Here is an 18,055-nt window from a genome sequence, read left to right on the forward strand (position 1 = left end):
TGCCCGTGCCGCTGGAACAGAACCGCACTCAACGCCCACGCCGCCCGCGACAGTCGCGGCGTTCGCGCCACGAACTCCTCGCCATTCGCAAGGAACTCGTGCTCACGCGCATCGCCGTCGAACGCGCCGAACTGATTCAGGCCTCGCACATGACGCGCGAACGGCTGCGCAACTTCCGCTGGGTTCGCTATCTGCTGCCCGGCGGTTTCGCCGGTCTCTCCGGCCTCGGTGGACTCGCCAATTCGGGTCTCAAACTGGGTGGGCTGCTCGAACGCTACCCGCTCGTGAGTTCGGTGGCCTCGATCGCGCTCACCGGCTTGTCGCATACGTCGATCGGACGCCTCGCACGGCACGGCATCAAATGGGTTGGCCTCGGAGTACTCGCCTGGCAGGGCATCAAGCTGTGGCAGGAATCGACGAAGTCGTCGGCTTCGCAGACGAAAGCGCCGGACACTGCCGCCGCGGCAACGGCGCGCGCGACGAGTGCCGCGGTCGCTGCCGACTCCCGGAGCGACTCCAGGGCCGACTCCAGAGCCGACTCCAGAGCCGACAAGCGCGGCGCCCCGCCGTCAATGTGAGCGTCGATGCCCGTCGATGCCCGTCTACGCGTCGCAGCGCTTTGCAACGCGGGCGCGACCATAGGCGTTGATGGTGATGCAGATGCGCCGGTCGTGCCCTGCGATTCGCACTGTCCCCGAGAGCCATTTACGCGCTTCCGTCCGGATGAATCCACTCTCCGAGAACGCGAGTCCCTCGGTGTAGTACAAGCCCCATCTCGCTTCGATGGAAACGCCCTGCGGCAAGGGCGCATGGCGGGCCAGCAATAATTCCCCATCATCGAAGCGATGATTGCGGTTCTCGTCGACAAACGTGATCCAGCCGCTGCTCAGACTCGCACCGTCGTGCGGGGCGATCGCAATCCGGCGATGCCGGCCCAGCGCCTCGGCGCGCGCGGACTGCATCGTCGCCATGAAGGCCCGCGCCGTGATGTCCACTCCCACGCGCCGCCGCGCCGCCTCTATCGATGGTGCCACCGCCAGCAAGGCAATCGCGAGCACCGCCATCGCGACGAGGCATTCAATCAAGGTGACGCCGCGCATTGCGCCTATCCCGCCTCGCTCACACATCGCATCGCTCACGACGCCGTCCCGGCATAGCCTTGAGTGCCGAGTTGTCGTGCCACGCAACCACCTCGCGCCAGTTCAGCAAGCGCGACGAGAATGTATCCGGCGCGCCCCGGCCTGCGCCTCGCCCGCGTGGTGTTCTCACCTCATAGACCGCTTGCAGGAAGACGCGAGTCCCCGGCAGCTTGCCGCAGCCCATCGCACTCACCCGGTAGCGGCGTATCGGCGACTCCCTCGCAGCCGTCGCCAACGGGGGATCGGGAAAGACACCGGTAAAGGCAATTCGCTCGATGAAGTACCGTGCGTTGTCCGTTGCCGTGACGTCTCGCCCGTTCCAGTCGACCTTCGCCCACCCCACCACGCGGTTCTGCTCCCGAAAGCCCGTGAGATAGCTTGCAGCGATCACGCCGTGCGGTCCCCTTTCGAACTCGGCCAACGCCGCGATATTGGCGGCCTGCTCGCCATTCACAAGTTTTTCACGGGCCGCCAGAAGTGCCTTGTCGGCCGCCACGAACGCCTCGGCCCTGTCGTTGGTGTACGCAATGAAGCGCATCGCCATCTGCCGGTGTTGCATGCCTGACGCAGCGAGCGTCATCAGGGCTGCCAGCCACATTACGATGAAGACACCAACCATGCCGCCTCCTCGCCAATACCGCCATCGTTGCGGCGATAGGCCACCGCGTTGAACACGTGAAGATGAACGTTGCCGGCGTTGGAAAACCATTTGTACTCACGCCCGCCCGTCGCCTTGTCGAACACCTCGACGGTTCGCCCGGCGCGCGTTTTGCCACCGGCACGCGGCGCACCGCGCAGCACGAGTGAGATCGCCACCGCGCTCACGTTCTCCCAACCGCCGGAGCCGGCAGGCGGATTCGGCGGCTTGCGACGCGCGCTTTTGACCGGCGACACCCAACGTAACGGCCCCGTGCCGTTTGTCCGGATGCCAAGGCGCAGGTACATCGCTTCCACACCCGCAACCAACACCTGCGCGGGATGCAAATCGGTGAAATGCGCCGCGCGCTCCCCATAGCGGCAAAACAGTGAGGGAATGCCGTCTTCGCCCTTGTCGACGTAGAAGATGCTCAGATTGCGGTTGTCGTCACCGCTTCGTGCGATGACATTCATGCCGGCGCAGTTCTGTACCGCGCCACTGCCATTGCCGTTGTCGTCGCCGAACCCGGCGCCGTGAAATTGCACCTCAAGGATCGAACTGCCCTGCCAACCGCGCTTCGGGCAGGTGTCTATCGTGCTGGCGCATTCCGCACTGGCGCGAAGCGACGGCCAGTCGCGCTTGCCTCCATCGTTGAGCGGACGGATCAATCCTTCGACTGGATCCCAGTTGCGATAGCCCGCCATGCCAACCGCGCGCGAAAGTTGCGTGAGCGCGAAGATGGCGCGCTCGTTCACGTCGTATCGCTCGGCCTGTACTCGCCATAATCGAATACCCGCCAGATAGATCGCCGTCGCCGCCGTCACAATGAGCAGGCCCAGCGGCATGGCGATCACCCATTCGAGCAAGGTGAAGCCCCTTGCCCGGTACCGTCGCGTCGCCGGGTCGAGGAGGTCGCGCGTGGTCATGATGGCTGACGGCCGCCGACCAGGCTGCCATTCGTGGCGACGAAGGCTGTGGTGATCGGCGCGTCCGTCGGCAATGACAGCGATGACAGAGATGGCCGCGACACATCCGGTGCGTCCCATGCGTCCCGTTCGTCCCATGCAGCCCATGCGTCCCCTGAGTCCCGTGCGGCCGATGCGTCGGTCGCCACCGACATCCCGCCTGATGCCAGCCAGCGTCGCTGCGCGATGGGCGTCGCGTCCCGCCCGGCGAGTCCCGGCATCGCCATCATGACCACCTTCGGTGTAGCGGCAAGCTCCGCAGACGACATGCCACCAGCCGCCTGCCAATGCGCAAAGCCTTGCGCTCCCGCCATCAAGGCAGTCAGCGTGAACATCACATCGAGCAGCGCAGCGCCTCGCATGGCGTGACGGCGGCGTATGCCATGCGCATGGCGGGCGAGCGCGGCGGTGACTCCCGAAGACGTCGCTGCCCGCGATCGCGCGTCACCGCCCTTCATTCGCGGAAGCGAACGCGGGCGTGCCTCACCTGGGGACGGCACTCCCGGATGTTGCACCGGCAATGTTCGCGCGCGGCGCATCCGCCGATCGGTGCGCACATCTCGCGACGTGTGTTGGCCGGTCATGTGCATCATGTGATGGCGATCCTGTTGCATGGTCGGAGTCCTTATCTCGTTGAGGGTTGGCGACGCGTCCATCGTCGCGCGCCGCTGCCATCACGCCAATCGGACAACACCGCAAATCCACCCCCGCTATCGGCCACCTCACTCTTCGCGTACGCACTGCGGGATACCGCCATGTCACGCGTTCACGCTTGAATTTCACGCACAAAAAAACGGCGACCGAAGTCGCCGTTCCTGGCATGTTGCGCAATGCGCCTTGGTGAGGCTCCGCCGTGACGCCGTGACGCCGTGACGCCGTGACGCCGCGATGCCGCGCGTCGCACGACGCGGGTGCGCGGTCCTCGATCAGCCCTTGAGCGAGTCGATGAGTTCGACGTAAGCCTGCTGGACTTCTTCCTTCGACTTGCCCTTGAGCATTTCCCACGCATCGAATTTGGCGCGTGCGACGAAATCCATCGCACCGGGGCGGGAACCGGTCACGTCGCCTTCGGTGCCCTGCTTGAACAACGCATAGATGCGCAGCAGCGTCAGATTGTCGGGGCGTTCGGGCAGCGTCTTGGATTGGGCTACGGCCTCGTCGAAGCGGGCTTGAAGATCGCTCATGGTGTCTCTCCCTGGGAATACGGTCAGCTTATAAATGTCCCGCGCGACGGGACGGCGAGGGCCGGAAACGTCGAAAGACGTCGAAAAAGGTCAAAAAGGCCGGAAAAGCTCTCGCGTCGACGCACGGAGGTATTGCGAATACAACGCGATCAAGGATAGCGACGATGGTCCGCTCAAGGTAGAGGCCAGCGTAGAACCCCGCGTCTAAACCTCTTGGGAACTGAGTCGATTTTTCAAGAAACCATGCCGCATGGTGCCTCAATGCAAAACGCCCGGCGCGTTGACGTGCCGGGCGTTTCGATTTGTGAGACTTACCTCACGGCGAGGGCTTCAGGTGCATCGGAGCGCCTTCGTATCGCGCCGCGAGATCACGACGCCGATGCCGCAGGCGCCGACGCCGCACCGGCATTCGCCGGCACACTGTGCTCTTCCCAGCCGCCGCCAAGCGCCTTGTACAGCGTGACGAGGTTGGTCCAACGCGCCAGACGCGTTGCGATCAGCGTTTGCTGCGCCGAGTACAGCGTGCGTTGTGCAACGAGCGCGTTCAGGTAGCTGTCCACGCCTTTGCGGTAACGCATGTCCGAGAGCTTGTAGCTCTCGTCGCTCGCCTTCACCAGCGACTCCTGCGCCGCGATCTGGTCGTCGAGCGTGCCGCGTGCGGCCAACCCGTCGGACACTTCGCGGAACGCCGTCTGAATCGACTTCTCGTAGTTGGCGATCTCGATGCGCTTTTGCACCTTGGCCAGATCGAGGTTGGCGATGTTCTGCCCGCCCGCGAAGATCGGCAGCGTGATGGTCGGTGCGAACGACCATGCGCCCTGCCCGCCCTTGAACAGATTGCTCAACGAGGCGCTCGCCGTGCCTGCGCTTGCCGTCAGGGAAATCGACGGGAAGAACGCCGCGCGTGCCGCACCGATGTTCGCGTTGGCGCCCTTGAGCGTGTGTTCGGCGGCCGTCACGTCGGGGCGACGCAGCAACAGATCCGACGGCAACCCGGCGGGCAGATCGGCCAGCAGGCCCTGCCCGTCGAGCGGACGTCCCGGCGGCAGATCGGCCGGCAACGGCTGGCCAATGAGCAGCGCCAGCGCGTTCTCGTCCTGCGCTACCTGACGCGTGTACTGCGCGAAGTTGGCCCGCGCCGTATCGACCGGCGTTTGCGCCTGACGCAGATCGAGACCGGAAGCCGTGCCCACGTCGAAGCTGCGCTTGGTCAGGTCATACGACGATTGCTGGCTCTTGAGCGTGTCCTGCGTGAGCTTGAGCAGTTCCTGATCGGCCAGCCACGTGAGATAAGCCGTCGCGACCTCCGAGACCAGCGTCATGTGCGCAGCCTTGGCGGTGTCCTCGCTCGCCAGATACGTCTCCAACGCCTGATCCTTCAGACTCTGGATACGACCGAACAGATCGAGTTCGTACGACGTGAAGCCCACGCCGACCTGATAGCTGCGGCTGATGCCGGCGCGGCCCGACGACGACAAATCTGCCGGCGAGCGCTGCACCGACGCCTGACCGGCTGCCCCTACCGAGGGCAGCAGCGCCGAGCGCTGAATCTGGTACTGCGCTCGGGCGGCTTCGACGTTGAGCATCGAAACGCGCAGATCGCGGTTGTTCTGCAACGCGATCTCGATCAGCTTTTGCAGGCGCGGATCGGTGAAGAACTCACGCCAGCCCAGCTCGGCGGCCACGACATTACTGTCGGCGGCGCCGTTCTGGTTCGCCGCAGCGGGCGTCTTGTAAGCCGGGCCCGTGGGGAACGACGTGGCGACCGGCGCCTCGGGCCGCTCGTAATGCGGCGCGAGGGTACAGCCTGCCAGGAACGCTGCCGCCAAGGCAATCGGCAATGCTTTGTGCTTCATAGGTCAGTTTCCTTCCTTGGCGGGGCCGCCGGTTGCGTCCGGGTTTTCATGACGTGCCTCCGGATGCTCCACCGTGTCCAGATCCTCATGTGCGAAGCGCTTGCGCACCAGCACGAAGAACACCGGCACGTAGTAGATCGCGAGGAACGTCGCGGCCAGCATACCGCCGATCACACCGGTACCGATCGCGTGCTGCGACGCCGAGCCCGCACCGTTCGAGATCGCCAGCGGCAGCACCCCGAGAATGAACGCCATCGACGTCATCAGAATCGGTCGCAGACGCAGTCGCACCGCTTCCATCGTTGCTTCCATCAGCGTGCGTCCCTGCTCTTGCAGATCCTTGGCGAATTCCACGATCAGAATCGCGTTCTTCGCCGACAGACCCACCGTCGTCAACAGACCCACCTGGAAGTACACGTCGTTGGACAGTCCGCGCAGCGTCGCCGCCAACAGTGCACCCAGCACGCCCAGCGGCACCACCAGAATCACCGAGAACGGGATCGACCAGCTTTCGTACAACGCAGCCAGACACAGGAACACGATCAGGATGGAGATCGCGTACAGCGCCGGCGCCTGCGAGCCCGAAATACGCTCTTCGAACGACAGCCCCGTCCACTCCAGACCGATACCCGGCGGGAGTTGCTTCGCGATTTCTTCCACGGCCTTCATCGCATCGCCCGACGACTTGCCCGGTGCCGGCATGCCCTGGATTTCCACGGCAGGCACACCGTTGTAACGCTCCAGACGCGGCGAGCCGTACGTCCACTTGCCCGTGGCGAAGGCCGAGAATGGCACCATCGTCCCGCTGCTGTTGCGCACGTAGAGCTTGTTGATGTCCTGCGGCAGCATCCGGTCCTTCGGTTCCGCCATCACGTACACCTTCTTCACACGACCGCGGTCGATGAAGTCGTTGACGTACGACGAGCCCCACGATGCCGACAGCGTCTGGTAGACGTCCGAGATCGACAGGCCCAGCGCCGCGGCTTTCTCTTCGTCGACGTCTACCTTGTACTGCGGCGTGTCGTCCAGACCGTTCGGACGCATGTTCGCGAGGTTCGGATTCTTCGCCGCCATGCCCAGCAACTGATTCCGGGCCGCCATGAGCGCGTCGTGGCCAAGGCCTGCGCGATCCTGCAACTCGAAGTCGATACCGCCCGCGTTACCGAGTTCCGGCACCGACGGCGGGTTGATGGCGAAGATCATGGCGTCCTTCACACTGGCGAACGCCTGATAGGAACGCGCGATCACGGCCTGCACCTTGAGGTCGGACGACTGACGGTCTTCCCACGGCTTCATCATCGTGAACGCCAGACCCACGTTCTGACCCCGGCCGTTAAAGCCGAAACCCGTCACCGTGAAGATCGAACGAACCGAATCCTTTTCCTTCTCGAGGTAGTGCTTCTCGACCTGCTTCATGACGTCGAGCGTACGTTCCTGGGTCGCGCCCGGCGGCAATTGCACGAGGTTGAAGAAGTACCCCTGGTCTTCGTCCGGCAAGAATGCGGTCGGCATGCGCACGAACAGGAAGCCCACCACCGCCACGATCACCACGTAGACGACAACGAACGGTGTGGTGCGCTTCAGAATGCGCTCCACCTGGCCCTGATACGCCTTCGAGCCGTTGTCGAACTTGCGGTTGAACCAGCCGAAGAAGCCGCGCTTCTCGTGAACTTCGCCCTTCTTGATCGGCTTGAGGATCGTCGCGCACATGGCCGGCGTCAGCACGATAGCCACGAGCACCGAGAGCGCCATGGCGGCCACGATGGTCAGCGAGAACTGGCGATAGATCGCACCGGTCGAGCCACCGAAGAATGCCATCGGCACGAACACCGCCGAGAGCACGAGCGCCACACCCACCAGCGCGCCGACGATCTGATCCATCGCCTTCTTCGTCGCTTCCTTCGGACTGAGCCCCTCTTCGGCCATCACCCGCTCGACGTTTTCGACCACCACAATGGCATCGTCGACGAGCAGACCGATGGCCAGCACCAGACCGAACATCGAGAGCGTGTTGATGGAGAAGCCGGCGGCCCCCATGATGCCGAACGTACCGAGCAGCACGACCGGCACGGCAATCGTCGGGATGATCGTCGCCCGCAGATTCTGCAGGAACAGATACATCACGAGGAACACCAGCACGATACCTTCGATGAGGGTCTTGATCACTTCCTCGATCGAAATCTTCACGAACGGCGTGGTGTCGTACGGATAGTCGACCTTCATGCCCTGCGGGAAGTACGGTTCGAGCTCGGTGACCTGCTGCTTGACGGCAGTCGCCGTTTGCAGCGCGTTCGCACCGGTGGCCAGCGTAATGGCCAGACCGGCTGCCGGTTTGCCGTTGTATCGCGCCACCACCTGATACGACTCGCCGCCGAGTTCGATGCGCGCCACGTCGCCCAGACGCACCTGCGAGCCGTCCTTGTTGACCTTGAGCAGAATCTTGCGGAACTGCTCCGGCGTTTGCAGACGGCTCTGCGCCGTCACGGTCGCATTGAGCTGCTGGCCCTTGACCGCCGGCGCCCCGCCCAGTTCACCGGCCGAGATCTGCACGTTCTGCGACTGAATGGCGTTCGAGACGTCGATGACGGTCAGGTTGTAGCCGTTGAGCTTCTGCGGATCGACCCACACGCGCATGGCGTATTGCGAACCGAACAGCTGGACCTGACCCACACCGTTCACACGGCTGATCGGATCCTGCACGTTGGCAGCGATGTAGTTCGCCAGATCGATGTCGGTCATCGTGCCGTCATCGGAATACGCACCGATCACCAGCAGGAAGTTCTTGGTTGCCTTGGCCACCTTGATACCCTGCTGTTGCACCTGCTGCGGCAGCAGCGGCGTGGCGAGTTGCAGTTTGTTCTGCACCTGCACCTGAGCGATGTCGGGGTTGGTCCCCTGCGCGAACGTCAGCGTGATCTGAGCGGTACCCGAGCCGTCGGACGTCGACGACATGTATTCCAGGTGATCGATACCGTTCATCTGCTGCTCGATCACCTGCGTGACCGTATCCTGCACGGTCTGCGCCGAAGCGCCCGGATAGGTCGCGGTGATCTGCACGGACGGCGGTGCGATCGGCGGGTACTGCGAGACCGGCAGCTTCAGAATCGAAAGCGCACCGGCCAGCATGATGACAATGGCGATCACCCAAGCAAAGATCGGGCGATCGATAAAAAACTTTGCCATGAATGAGGCTCCGCGTTATTGGGCTTTGGCGCTAGAGGCGGCGTTGGCCTGCGATGCGCTCGCAGCGGCCGGTGCGCTGGCACCCGCCGGGGCTTGCGCCTGGGTACCCGGCAACTGCGCCGGAACCGCCTTCGCCGGCGCGCCCGGGCGCGCCTTCTGAAGACCGGACACGATCACCTGGTCGCCGGCTGCCAGACCCGAACTCACCAGCCACTTGTCGCCGATCGCACGGTCGGTGACGAGTTGACGGAGCTCGACCTTGCCTTCCTTATTCACGATCAGCGCCGTGGGCTGCCCCTTCTGGTCACGCGTGACGCCTTGCTGCGGCACCAGCAGACCGCCTTCCTTCACGCCTTCCTGGAGTCTGGCGTGCACGAACATGCCGGGCAGCAACTCGCGGTTGGGATTCGGGAAGATTGCGCGCACGGTCACCGAGCCGGTCGTCTGGTCTACGGTGATGTCCGAGAACTGGAGCTTGCCTTCGAGCGGGTAGGTCGTGCCGTCTTCCAGCGTCAACTCGACCTTGGCGGCGTTCTTGCCGGCGCTCTGGAGCTTGCCGTCGGCCAGTGCGCGACGCAGACGCAGGCCGTCGGCGGCCGATTGCGTCACGTCCACGTACATGGGATCGATCTGCTGCACGGTCGTCATGAGCGTGGCCGCGCCGGCTTGCACGTAGGCCCCTTCGGTCACTTGCGACAGGCCGGTGCGGCCCGAGATCGGGGCCGGCACGTCGGTGTAACCGAGGTTGATCTTCGCCGTATCGACCGCCGCCTTGCCGGCCTGAACGTCGGCATCGGCTTGCAGCGCCGCGGCGACTGCATTGTCGTAGTCCTGCTTCGACACGGCTTCGACGGCGACCAGTTGCTTGTAGCGATCGGCCAGCAGCTTGGTGGACGCCTGGTTCGCCACGGCCTTCGCAAGCGTTGCCTTGGCGTTTTCGTAAGCGGCCTGATAGGTTGCCGGATCGATCTTGTACAGACGCTGGCCTGCCTTGACGTCACCGCCCTCGGTGAAATCGCGCTTGAGCACGATACCGTCGACTCGCGCACGCACGTCGGCGACGCGATAGGGTGCCGTGCGGCCGGGCAGGTCGGTCGTCAGCGTAACGCTCTGGGGTTGCAGCGTCACGACGCCGACTTCCGGCACCATGCCCTGCGGCTGCTGCGGCTTCTTGCCGCACGCGGCCAGGGTCAATACCGCGAACGCTACGGCAGTGACCATCCCCAGTGAACTTCTCTTGACGTGCATATACGCCCCCGATAAATGGAATGCGGTCAAACAAAATGACGAATACGTTGCGACGATTGCGACGGCGAAGGCCGGTCCGCAATCCCGTCGCACAAGGCGGGCGGCGAATGCCAAAAGGCCCGTGGTGAGCGGGCCGCCGGAGACAAGCCCGCGTGGCGGGCCAACAAGACGTCCCCGGGCGCGGCGGTCGCCGCGCACGCTGGCACTCGAGTGAGATCGTCGAACAGGCTCCGGGACATCAGGCGACCTTGGCATGCGCACCTCATATCGAACGAGGCGGCGCGTCCTTACCAATTCGCGCTCTCCGGCCGGGAAGGTTTCCCCTTAGAGGAGGCAGCTTAAATGGTCCCTGTGCAATAGAGCAAGCGGCTGCTATTATAGATACATTCATGAATGTATGTAAATCACATTGCGTCGCACCATAGTGCGGCGCCGTTTACATCGCATTCCACAATTTCCGCCGCCCCCTGTGACCCTGTGACACGACGATGGCCCGCAGAACGAAAGAAGAAGCGATCGAGACCCGCAATCTGTTGTTGGATACCGCCGAGACGGTGTTCGCTCAGAAAGGCGTGTCGCGCACCTCGCTTGCCGACATCGCCGAAGCCGCCGGCCTGACCCGCGGCGCCATTTACTGGCACTTCAAGAACAAGATCGATCTCTTCAACGCCATGACGGACCGTATTCGTCTGCCGATGGAGCGCATGATCGACGAAGAATGTGCTGAACCCGAGAACGGCGACCCGGTGCAGCGCATGCACGAGATCTGCAAGCTCGTGCTCAAGGAAACGGCTCGCAACGAGCGCCGCCGCCGCGTGCTCGACATTCTGTTCCACAAATGCGAGTACACCAACGAGATGCTCTCGGTGCTGGAGCGCCAGCGCGAAGCCTGCGCGGATGGCAAGCAGCGCATCATGCGCGACATGGAGCGCGCGATCGAGCGTGGTCAGTTGCCGGCAGGTCTGGACACGCGCCGCGCGGCCATCATGCTGCATGCGCTCGTGGTCGGCATGATGTCGGACTGGCTGTTCCTGCCCGACTACGATCTCGGGGCGGAGTGCGACGCCGTGGTCGACGGTTTTTTCGACATGCTGCGCACCAGCCCCGCCATGCTCCGCCCCGGCAGCAAGCCGGGTCAGCCGGTATCCGCCTGAGCGCCGAAGGGTCCCGTCAAGGACCACCCCCGATTTACTACATATATTAATTAGCAGTTGCGGCCGGACCGGCCGTCTCGCGACCCGATGGCCCGTTCCTCAACGGACATCACCTACGCACACTGTCCCGCACTGTCCCGCACTGTCCCGATTTCTCCGTTTTGTCACGCGGCGTTGCCGCATCGCACCCCATTCGCGTACCGTGATATCGCATATCGCTGTACAGCGCCGCAGCGTTATATATAATCCTACACAACGCATCGGAGGCCCCGCCTGCGCAGCCATTCTTTAGCCATTCGCAGCCCGGCCGCGCCCGCACGCCCCGGCCCGCCGATGCCGACACGCCGCATTGACGCCACACTGATGATTGCCACCGAGGTTCGACGTCGCACGTCGCGTCGGCTTTGGCACTACCCGCCGGAGACCCTTTTCGTGAAAGCTGCTGTCGCAATTCCCGTTACCGTTAGCCTGAAATCGCGAGCCACGCAGGCCACGCGAGCGACCTGCACGGTGCTGCGCCGCTCGCTGGGCATCGCCGCCGTTGGCGCCAGTCTGTTGTTTTCGGGCCACACCGCCGCCCAGCAAGTGTTTGCCGCAGCCAGCATGAAGGATGCACTCGACGACCTGTCGGCCGCCTACACGAAGGAGACGGGCAAGAAGCCGGTACTGGTGTACGGCGCGAGTTCGACGCTCGCGCGCCAGATCGAGAAAGGCGCGCCGGCCGATGTGTTCATTTCGGCGGACCAGGACTGGATGGATTACGCTCAGAAGCATGACCTGATCGACACGGGCACGCGCCGCAATTTGCTGGGCAACGAACTGGTGCTGATTGCGCCGGCCACGACCACCGGCGACGTCGACCTCAGGTCCGGCACCGACCTCGATGCGAAAATCGGCAACGGCAAGCTCGCAATGGGCGATCCGGCCCACGTGCCGGCGGGCCTCTACGGCAAGGCCGCCCTCGAAAAGCTCGGTATCTGGCCGAAAGTGCAGGGCAAAGTCGCCGCCGCCGACAACGTGCGCAATGCGCTGCTTCTGGTCGCACGGGGCGAAGCGCCGTACGGCATCGTCTACAAGACGGATGCCAACGCCGAGAAGCGGGTGCGCATCGCCGGCACGTTTCCCGCCGACAGTCATGCTCCGATCGTCTATCCGGTCGCCGTGACGAAGCAGGCCAATCGTGCCGACGCCGATCCGTTCTACAAATTCCTGCTAACGCCGGCGGCTCAGGCCACGTTCCAGCGTTTCGGTTTCAGCCGTCCCTGATCCGGCACCCGAGGACATTGCAGACATGGGCCTGACCCCGGACGAATGGGGCATCGTCGAACTCAGCCTGCGCGTCGGCCTGTGGGGCACGCTATGCAGCCTGCCGTTCGCCTACGCCGCTGCCTGGCTGCTCGCACGCCGGCGTTTTCGCGGCAAGGCGCTGCTCGATGCCGTCCTGCATTTGCCGCTCGTGCTGCCGCCCGTCGTCGTCGGCTTCGCGCTACTGGTGCTGTTCGGCGCCCAGGGCGCGATCGGCAAACTGCTGCGCGAGTGGTTCCATTTCACCTTCGCCTTTCGCTGGACGGGCGCAGCGCTCGCAGCCGGTGTGATGGGCTTCCCGTTGCTCGTGCGTGCGATCCGTCAGGCGCTGGAGGCATCGGACACGAAACTGGAACAAGCCGCGCAGACGCTCGGCGCGGGTCCCTGGCTCACATTCCTCACCGTGACGCTGCCGCTCACGGCGACCGGCGTGCTGCATGGTTTCGTGCTGGCGTTCGCGCGTGCGCTCGGCGAGTTCGGTGCAACGATCACGTTCGTCTCGAACATTCCCGGGCAGACGCAGACGCTGCCGCTGGCGATCTACACAGCCACGCAGGTCCCCGATGGAGACGCGATGGTCTGGCGCCTGTGCGCGATATCGACCGTGCTGGCTGTCGCCACACTCATCTTCTCCGAAGTCATGATCCGTTTCGGCCATCGCAAGGCGCTCGGCCATGACGGTTGAAGTTCGCCTCACACATCGCTTCGGCAACTTCGCGCTCGACGCCGAATTCGCCGCCGGCATGGGCGTGACCGCGCTGTTCGGCCCGTCCGGCAGCGGCAAGAGCACCGTGGTCAACGCGGTATCCGGACTGCTCAGGCCGGATGCGGGGCGCATCGTCGTGGGCGGCGACGTGCTCTTCGACAGGGCCAACGGTATCGCGCTGCCGACGTGGCGCCGCCGCATCGGCTACGTATTTCAGGACGCGCGCCTGCTGCCGCACTTCACCGTGCGGCAGAATCTGCTGTTCGGACGTTGGCTGCGCCGCCGTGACGTTGCGGCGGCGGGCGGCGGCGCCATTGCGCTGGAACATGTGCTCGAGGTGCTCAACCTCGGCCACCTGCTGAACCGGCGTCCGGGCGCGCTGTCCGGCGGCGAGAAGCAGCGGGTGGGGATCGGCAGAGCGTTGCTGTCATGCCCGCGCATGCTGCTCATGGACGAGCCGCTCGCTTCGCTCGATCATGCGCGACGTCTCGAAATCCTCGACTATCTGAACCGCATTCGTCACGAACTGAAGTTGCCGGTGCTGTACGTCACGCATTCGCTCGACGAGGTCATGCGGCTCGCCGATCAGGTGGTGCTCTTCAGGGAGGGACGCACGATCTCGCAGGGCGCGCCGGCCGATGTCCTCAACCTGCATCGCGACGCACTCGACGGCACGACGGAATCGCCGGGCACGGTGCTGGATACGCGCATCGTCGCGCACGACACGCAATACGGACTCACGGAGCTTGCCGTCGATGGCAGCGAGACCGTTCGGCTGCGTGTGCCGCGCGCGGGCGGGGCGCCGGGAGACGCCTGCCGCATACTCGTGCGCGAGCGCGACGTGGCAGTCGCCACCTCCGCACCGGCCGACACAAGCGTGCTCAACGTACTTCGCGCACGCGTGTCGACGCTGCGCGATCTGGGCGACGCGGTGGAGGTCGACGCGGCGTTACTCGGCGGGGGTGCGCAAACCTCCCTTCGGGCTCGGATCACGCGCTACTCCGCCGACCAGTTGCGGCTCGCCCCGGGCCGCGACGTGTATTTGCTCGTCAAATCGGTAGCACTGACGCGATGATGCGATGACGAAACACCGCGCGTCCGTCGGGGCCGCGTAGCGAATCGGCAACATGGCCAAAGCACAAGGCGTCGCCACGGAATTCCGCTGCGACGCCCTGATGCTTTGATGCCTACCTGCCGCGATGCGCCTTACTTGCTCATCGCGTCGCCCTTGCCCATGGCGTCGCCCTTCTTCATCGCGTCGCCCTTGCCCATCGCGTCTCCCTTGCCCATGGCGTCGCCCTTCTTCATCGCGTCGTGCTTGCCCATCGCATCGTGCTTCGCCATCGCGCCGCCCTTGCCCATGGCATCGCCCTTGGCCATCGCGTCGCCCTTGCCCATGGCGTCACCCTTGCTCATGGCGTCCTGCGCAAACGCTGCGCCCGTACCGAGCGCCAGACCCATTGCCATCACTGCCAGATATCGTGTCTTCATGCTATTCCTCCAAGAGTGAGAAGTTTCCATCGAGACGCTGCCTGCGCGTCCCGTCCATCGTGCAGCGTTGTGCGCCCAGGCCGGTCGAGCCGCCCCGGGGTGTCGCATCAACTGCCGCCGAACCAGTTGTAGCCCTGGTCCTCCCAGTACCCGCCCGTATACGTGTTGGTCACGTAAATCGCTTGGATATGTTTGGGATTCTTGTAGCCGAGCTTCGTCGGCATACGCAGCTTCATCGGAAAGCCGTATTCCCTCGGCAGCGTCCGGCCGTCGTAGGTCAGCGCGAGCAGCGTCTGCGGATGCAGCGCCGTCGGCATGTCGATGCTCGTGTAGTAATCGTCCGCGCACTTGAAGCCAACGTATTTCGCGGAAGTGTCTGCGCCGATGCGACGCAGAAAGTCGGCGAACGTCACGCCACCCCACCGGCCGATGGCGCTCCATCCCTCCACGCAGATATGCTGGGTGATCTGCTCGGACGCACGCGTCGCGGCGAAATCCCGCAACGCATCGAGTCGCCAGGGCGCCTTGTCCGCGATCAGCCCGGATAACTCCAACCGGTAATCGGTCTCGTCCACGTCGGGCGCGTCGTCGATCGGGTAGAACGCATTGAACGGGAACGGACGCGTAATGGCAGACGCCGGAAACGTCGGCGCCAGCGCGTCTTTGCGAAACAGCGCCGCCTGTACACGGTCGTTCCAGCGCGAGATCTTGATCAACGCCGACTCCACGCTGGCGTTGTCATTGAGCGAACAGCCCGAGAGCAGCGCCACGCCGCCGAGCGAGAGCGTGCGCGTGAGAAACGCGCGGCGCGAGGGCTCGGTGACACGGCGCGCCACCAGCGCGCGGGCTTCGCGAAGCACGGCCTCGCCGTCGCGGACGATCGGCGCGTCGGGCGCGACGATCCGGGGTTTGCGTTCGAGTGTCATGGCAGTACCGTCCTGATCTTTCGTCTCGTTCGTCTCGTTCGTCTCGTTCGTGCCGTGCTGGGGGTTCACGATGCCTGACGTCGCCCGGCGTCGTTTCGAACTTCTCCGCCGCCAACGCGCTCAGCGTCCCGTAATCATGGTGCGCAGCGTGCGCGGCACCAGTGCCACCATCGCCACGTGGACCGCGATAAATGCCACCAGTCCTGCCATGGCAATGAAGTGCACCAGACGCGCGCCCTGAAAACCACCGAAGACGGCGACCAGCCAGCCAAGCTGCACCGGCTTCCAGATGGCGAGTCCCGACGCGACGAGCAACACCAGATCGAGCACCGCAAACAGATAGGCAGCGCGCTGCACCTGGTTGTAGTGACCGGGATCGTCGTGCGCGAGGCGGCCTCGCAGCGCCGCAACGAGCTCACGCACCACGCCGATCGGTGTCAGTGGAAAAAAGCGCCGCGAGAAGCGCCCGCTCGCCAGGTTCATCGCCAGGTAGATCAGGCCGTTGGCCGCCAGCAGCCACATCGCCGCGAAATGCCATTGCAACGCGCCGCCGAGCCAGCCGCCAAGCGTGATTTCGTTCGGGAAGCGAAAGGCGAAGATGGGCGACGCGTTATAGATGCGCCAGCCGCTCATGATCATCGCGACGACCGCCAGCACATTGAGCCAGTGGGTCACGCGCAGCCACCCGGGTTGCACCGGTGCGCCATGCACGGGAGACGGTGCCGCAGGGGGCACGGACTTCGTCAAAGTGGACATCGGCGTCTCCATCAAAAAGTGACTTTCGATGGCGCTAGTGTCGCGTCGCTGCGGTGACGAAGTCCTCACAAAAACTTAACGTTTTCGTGAAAAACGAGGAATGCCCTGAATAAGGAATGACAAACGGTGTAGCAAGCGGCGTCGCTATACGTTCTTACGTGTCGTTGTGCGGTGTCATGCGTCGTCCGGCGCGACGTTCGCGCCGCGTTTGAGATACGCGTCGAAGGTCGGAACGTGCGCGTCGATGAGCGAGCGGATTTCTTTGATGAGAGTGTCGTAATGCGCGACGAGATTCTGCGCAAAGGGCGTAAGTTGCGCCCCACCGCCGGACACGCCGCCGATGTGACGCATGACGAGCGGTTCGCGAAATTCGTGGTTCATCGCTTCGACGAGCAGCCACGCGCGCCGATACGACATGTTCATGCGACGCGCCGCTGCCGAGATCGACCCGGTGGCGTCGATGGCGCGCAGCAAGGTCAAACGCCCCGGGCCGAACACCGGCGTCTCGCCGTCGCGAATTCGCACGCGAACGTCGTAGCCTGCCACACCGGCCGCCGCCGGCTCCCGGGCCGCGGCTTCCAGCGCCTCGGCCGTCGCGAGCAATTCGCTGGCGAGCGAGTCCTGCGCTTCGTTGTGGTTGGCCGATGTCATCGCAGCGCCCTCTTCATCGCCCTCATCGCCCTCATCGCCCTCATCGCCCTCATCGCCCTCATCGCCTTCATCACCTTCATTACCGTGGTTCGCTTCGTTCTCGTCATTTCCCCGCTTCGCGGCTTGCGCGCCGATTGCGCCTTGCCGCCGACGGCGCTCAACTGGCATGGTTGCCCCACAGCACGATGAAGATCAGCACCAGCAGCGCGACGGCCCACGGCCACCAGCGCGCCATCTTACCGCGTGCCGACGGCATGTCGCGCATGGCGGCGTCGGTGGCGAGCGCAGCCGCGACCTCGCCGTCGGCCGCGACGGGATCGTTGAGCCGATGATGCGGCGCGATCGCCAGGCTCAGACGACGGAAGAATTCGTCGGCGAGTTCGCGCGCCGCGCCATCCATCTGCGGTGTGTCGAGTCCCGCATATTCGCCGCCGAACTTCGCCTGGAGGTCATACGTCAGCAATGTCGTCATCGGTCCTTGCGAATGCAACGTGACGACGGCCCGGCCGCGCGTGAGTCCGGCAGACGACCCCAGCCCGTCGAAGGTCAGGGTGTAGGCCGTGGGCGCGACCACGTCGGTAAGTTTGATGCGCCCGCTCCAGCGCCCGCCCACGGGACCAAGCGTGGCGGCCACGACGATCGTCCACGTCGTGTCGTCGATCCGCTCGATCGACTCGCACCCCGGAATGCATCCCTGCAATACGCCGGGGTCGTTCAGGGCGATCCATGCGACGTCCCGGGAAACCGGAAGTTGCCGGCTGCTCTGTAGTTCCATGGCTTCGTCTCCTTGAGCGCGCGACGGCTGTCGCGGACGGTGCGTCCTGCCGCGAATGGGAAGGAAAGCGGTGGAGCGG

General features: G+C 64.4%; 18 protein-coding genes. 5 read left to right on the forward strand and 13 right to left on the reverse strand.

Features of this window, described 5'->3' with window-relative positions:
* Positions 1 to 5: 5 nt before the first annotated feature.
* Positions 6 to 578 carry a DUF3318 domain-containing protein gene (locus AB870_RS16480; RefSeq protein WP_053059414.1) on the forward strand — a complete coding sequence of 191 codons (573 nt, stop codon included), beginning with the start codon at positions 6 to 8 and terminating at the stop codon, positions 576 to 578.
* A 24-nt stretch (positions 579 to 602) separates the two neighbouring features.
* Here AB870_RS16480 and AB870_RS16485 read toward each other — a convergent pair whose 3' ends face one another.
* The 8 genes from AB870_RS16485 to AB870_RS16520 all read right to left on the reverse strand — a co-directional run bounded on the left by AB870_RS16485 (position 603) and on the right by AB870_RS16520 (position 10,212).
* The gene (locus tag AB870_RS16485; protein WP_047905542.1) at positions 603 to 1,100 is read right to left on the reverse strand and encodes a GspH/FimT family pseudopilin; all 498 of its coding nucleotides are present in this window, start codon (positions 1,098 to 1,100) and stop codon (positions 603 to 605) included.
* A 19-nt stretch (positions 1,101 to 1,119) separates the two neighbouring features.
* Positions 1,120 to 1,758, reverse strand: coding sequence for a pilus assembly PilX family protein (locus AB870_RS16490; protein WP_167362712.1), 639 nt, complete (start codon positions 1,756 to 1,758; stop codon positions 1,120 to 1,122).
* Positions 1,737 to 2,702: a PilW family protein gene (locus AB870_RS16495; protein ID WP_064674856.1), complete on the reverse strand. Its 966-nt coding sequence runs from the start codon at positions 2,700 to 2,702 to the stop codon at positions 1,737 to 1,739. Before AB870_RS16495 ends, AB870_RS16490 begins: the two co-directional genes overlap by 22 nt.
* Entirely contained in the window at positions 2,699 to 3,103 is a 405-nt protein-coding gene (locus AB870_RS26810; RefSeq protein WP_167362713.1) for a hypothetical protein, read from the reverse strand. The genes AB870_RS16495 and AB870_RS26810 overlap by 4 nt, the downstream gene beginning before the upstream one ends.
* A 564-nt stretch (positions 3,104 to 3,667) precedes the next feature.
* The gene (locus AB870_RS16505) at positions 3,668 to 3,925 is read right to left on the reverse strand and encodes an acyl-CoA-binding protein (protein WP_047905546.1); all 258 of its coding nucleotides are present in this window, start codon (positions 3,923 to 3,925) and stop codon (positions 3,668 to 3,670) included.
* A 368-nt stretch (positions 3,926 to 4,293) separates the two neighbouring features.
* Positions 4,294 to 5,781 carry an AdeC/AdeK/OprM family multidrug efflux complex outer membrane factor gene (gene adeC, locus AB870_RS16510; protein ID WP_047905547.1) on the reverse strand — a complete coding sequence of 496 codons (1,488 nt, stop codon included), beginning with the start codon at positions 5,779 to 5,781 and terminating at the stop codon, positions 4,294 to 4,296.
* Positions 5,782 to 5,784: 3 nt separating this feature from the next.
* Positions 5,785 to 8,964, reverse strand: coding sequence for an efflux RND transporter permease subunit (locus AB870_RS16515; RefSeq protein ID WP_047905548.1), 3,180 nt, complete (start codon positions 8,962 to 8,964; stop codon positions 5,785 to 5,787).
* Between the two features lie 15 nt (positions 8,965 to 8,979).
* Positions 8,980 to 10,212, reverse strand: a complete 1,233-nt coding sequence (locus tag AB870_RS16520) for an efflux RND transporter periplasmic adaptor subunit (RefSeq protein ID WP_047905549.1) — start codon at positions 10,210 to 10,212, stop codon at positions 8,980 to 8,982.
* A gap of 488 nt (positions 10,213 to 10,700) precedes the next feature.
* Here AB870_RS16520 and AB870_RS16525 point away from each other — a divergent pair, with 488 nt between their 5' ends.
* The 4 genes from AB870_RS16525 to modC all read left to right on the forward strand — a co-directional run bounded on the left by AB870_RS16525 (position 10,701) and on the right by modC (position 14,452).
* On the forward strand, positions 10,701 to 11,366 hold the full coding sequence (locus tag AB870_RS16525) for a TetR family transcriptional regulator (protein ID WP_047905550.1): 666 nt from the start codon (positions 10,701 to 10,703) through the stop codon (positions 11,364 to 11,366).
* A gap of 432 nt (positions 11,367 to 11,798) precedes the next feature.
* The gene (gene modA / locus AB870_RS16530; RefSeq protein WP_237169965.1) at positions 11,799 to 12,632 is read left to right on the forward strand and encodes a molybdate ABC transporter substrate-binding protein; all 834 of its coding nucleotides are present in this window, start codon (positions 11,799 to 11,801) and stop codon (positions 12,630 to 12,632) included.
* Positions 12,633 to 12,657: 25 nt separating this feature from the next.
* A complete protein-coding gene (gene modB / locus AB870_RS16535; RefSeq protein WP_047905551.1) occupies positions 12,658 to 13,356 on the forward strand; it encodes a molybdate ABC transporter permease subunit in 699 nt (232 codons plus the stop codon).
* Positions 13,346 to 14,452: a molybdenum ABC transporter ATP-binding protein gene (gene modC / locus AB870_RS16540; protein ID WP_047905552.1), complete on the forward strand. Its 1,107-nt coding sequence runs from the start codon at positions 13,346 to 13,348 to the stop codon at positions 14,450 to 14,452. Before modB ends, modC begins: the two co-directional genes overlap by 11 nt.
* Positions 14,453 to 14,583: 131 nt before the next feature.
* Here the strand turns inward: modC and AB870_RS16545 are convergent, their stop codons facing one another.
* The 5 genes from AB870_RS16545 to AB870_RS16565 form a co-directional block, all read right to left on the reverse strand.
* Positions 14,584 to 14,868: a hypothetical protein gene (locus AB870_RS16545; protein ID WP_047905553.1), complete on the reverse strand. Its 285-nt coding sequence runs from the start codon at positions 14,866 to 14,868 to the stop codon at positions 14,584 to 14,586.
* A gap of 107 nt (positions 14,869 to 14,975) precedes the next feature.
* Positions 14,976 to 15,794, reverse strand: a complete 819-nt coding sequence (locus AB870_RS16550; RefSeq protein ID WP_047908312.1) for a molybdopterin-dependent oxidoreductase — start codon at positions 15,792 to 15,794, stop codon at positions 14,976 to 14,978.
* A gap of 120 nt (positions 15,795 to 15,914) precedes the next feature.
* Entirely contained in the window at positions 15,915 to 16,550 is a 636-nt protein-coding gene (locus AB870_RS16555) for a cytochrome b/b6 domain-containing protein (protein WP_167362714.1), read from the reverse strand.
* 174 nt (positions 16,551 to 16,724) lie between these two features.
* Positions 16,725 to 17,201 (reverse strand): winged helix-turn-helix domain-containing protein, encoded by a 477-nt coding sequence (locus tag AB870_RS16560; protein ID WP_084663793.1) that lies wholly within the window; start codon positions 17,199 to 17,201, stop codon positions 16,725 to 16,727.
* 157 nt (positions 17,202 to 17,358) lie between these two features.
* Complete coding sequence (locus AB870_RS16565; protein ID WP_053059415.1) at positions 17,359 to 17,976, reverse strand: CoxG family protein; 618 nt, start codon at positions 17,974 to 17,976, stop codon at positions 17,359 to 17,361.
* Positions 17,977 to 18,055 lie beyond the last annotated feature (79 nt).

Source organism: Pandoraea faecigallinarum (assembly GCF_001029105.3).
In the GTDB taxonomy this organism is placed as follows: domain Bacteria; phylum Pseudomonadota; class Gammaproteobacteria; order Burkholderiales; family Burkholderiaceae; genus Pandoraea; species Pandoraea faecigallinarum.

Bases quoted from the DNA above. Each gene is read 5' to 3' on its own strand.
- AB870_RS26810 (WP_167362713.1), bottom strand. From the start codon at position 3,103: ATGCGAGGCGCTGCGCTGCTCGATGTGATGTTCACGCTGACTGCCTTG.
- AB870_RS16555 (WP_167362714.1), bottom strand. From the start codon at position 16,550: ATGTCCACTTTGACGAAGTCCGTGCCCCCTGCGGCACCGTCTCCCGTG.
- AB870_RS16525 (WP_047905550.1), top strand. From the start codon at position 10,701: ATGGCCCGCAGAACGAAAGAAGAAGCGATCGAGACCCGCAATCTGTTG.
- adeC (WP_047905547.1), bottom strand. From the start codon at position 5,781: ATGAAGCACAAAGCATTGCCGATTGCCTTGGCGGCAGCGTTCCTGGCA.
- AB870_RS16545 (WP_047905553.1), bottom strand. From the start codon at position 14,868: ATGAAGACACGATATCTGGCAGTGATGGCAATGGGTCTGGCGCTCGGT.
- AB870_RS16550 (WP_047908312.1), bottom strand. From the start codon at position 15,794: ATGACACTCGAACGCAAACCCCGGATCGTCGCGCCCGACGCGCCGATC.
- AB870_RS16565 (WP_053059415.1), bottom strand. From the start codon at position 17,976: ATGGAACTACAGAGCAGCCGGCAACTTCCGGTTTCCCGGGACGTCGCA.
- AB870_RS16495 (WP_064674856.1), bottom strand. From the start codon at position 2,702: ATGACCACGCGCGACCTCCTCGACCCGGCGACGCGACGGTACCGGGCA.
- modC (WP_047905552.1), top strand. From the start codon at position 13,346: ATGACGGTTGAAGTTCGCCTCACACATCGCTTCGGCAACTTCGCGCTC.
- AB870_RS16515 (WP_047905548.1), bottom strand. From the start codon at position 8,964: ATGGCAAAGTTTTTTATCGATCGCCCGATCTTTGCTTGGGTGATCGCC.
- modB (WP_047905551.1), top strand. From the start codon at position 12,658: ATGGGCCTGACCCCGGACGAATGGGGCATCGTCGAACTCAGCCTGCGC.
- AB870_RS16485 (WP_047905542.1), bottom strand. From the start codon at position 1,100: ATGCGCGGCGTCACCTTGATTGAATGCCTCGTCGCGATGGCGGTGCTC.
- AB870_RS16560 (WP_084663793.1), bottom strand. From the start codon at position 17,201: ATGACATCGGCCAACCACAACGAAGCGCAGGACTCGCTCGCCAGCGAA.
- AB870_RS16490 (WP_167362712.1), bottom strand. From the start codon at position 1,758: ATGGTTGGTGTCTTCATCGTAATGTGGCTGGCAGCCCTGATGACGCTC.
- AB870_RS16505 (WP_047905546.1), bottom strand. From the start codon at position 3,925: ATGAGCGATCTTCAAGCCCGCTTCGACGAGGCCGTAGCCCAATCCAAG.
- AB870_RS16520 (WP_047905549.1), bottom strand. From the start codon at position 10,212: ATGCACGTCAAGAGAAGTTCACTGGGGATGGTCACTGCCGTAGCGTTC.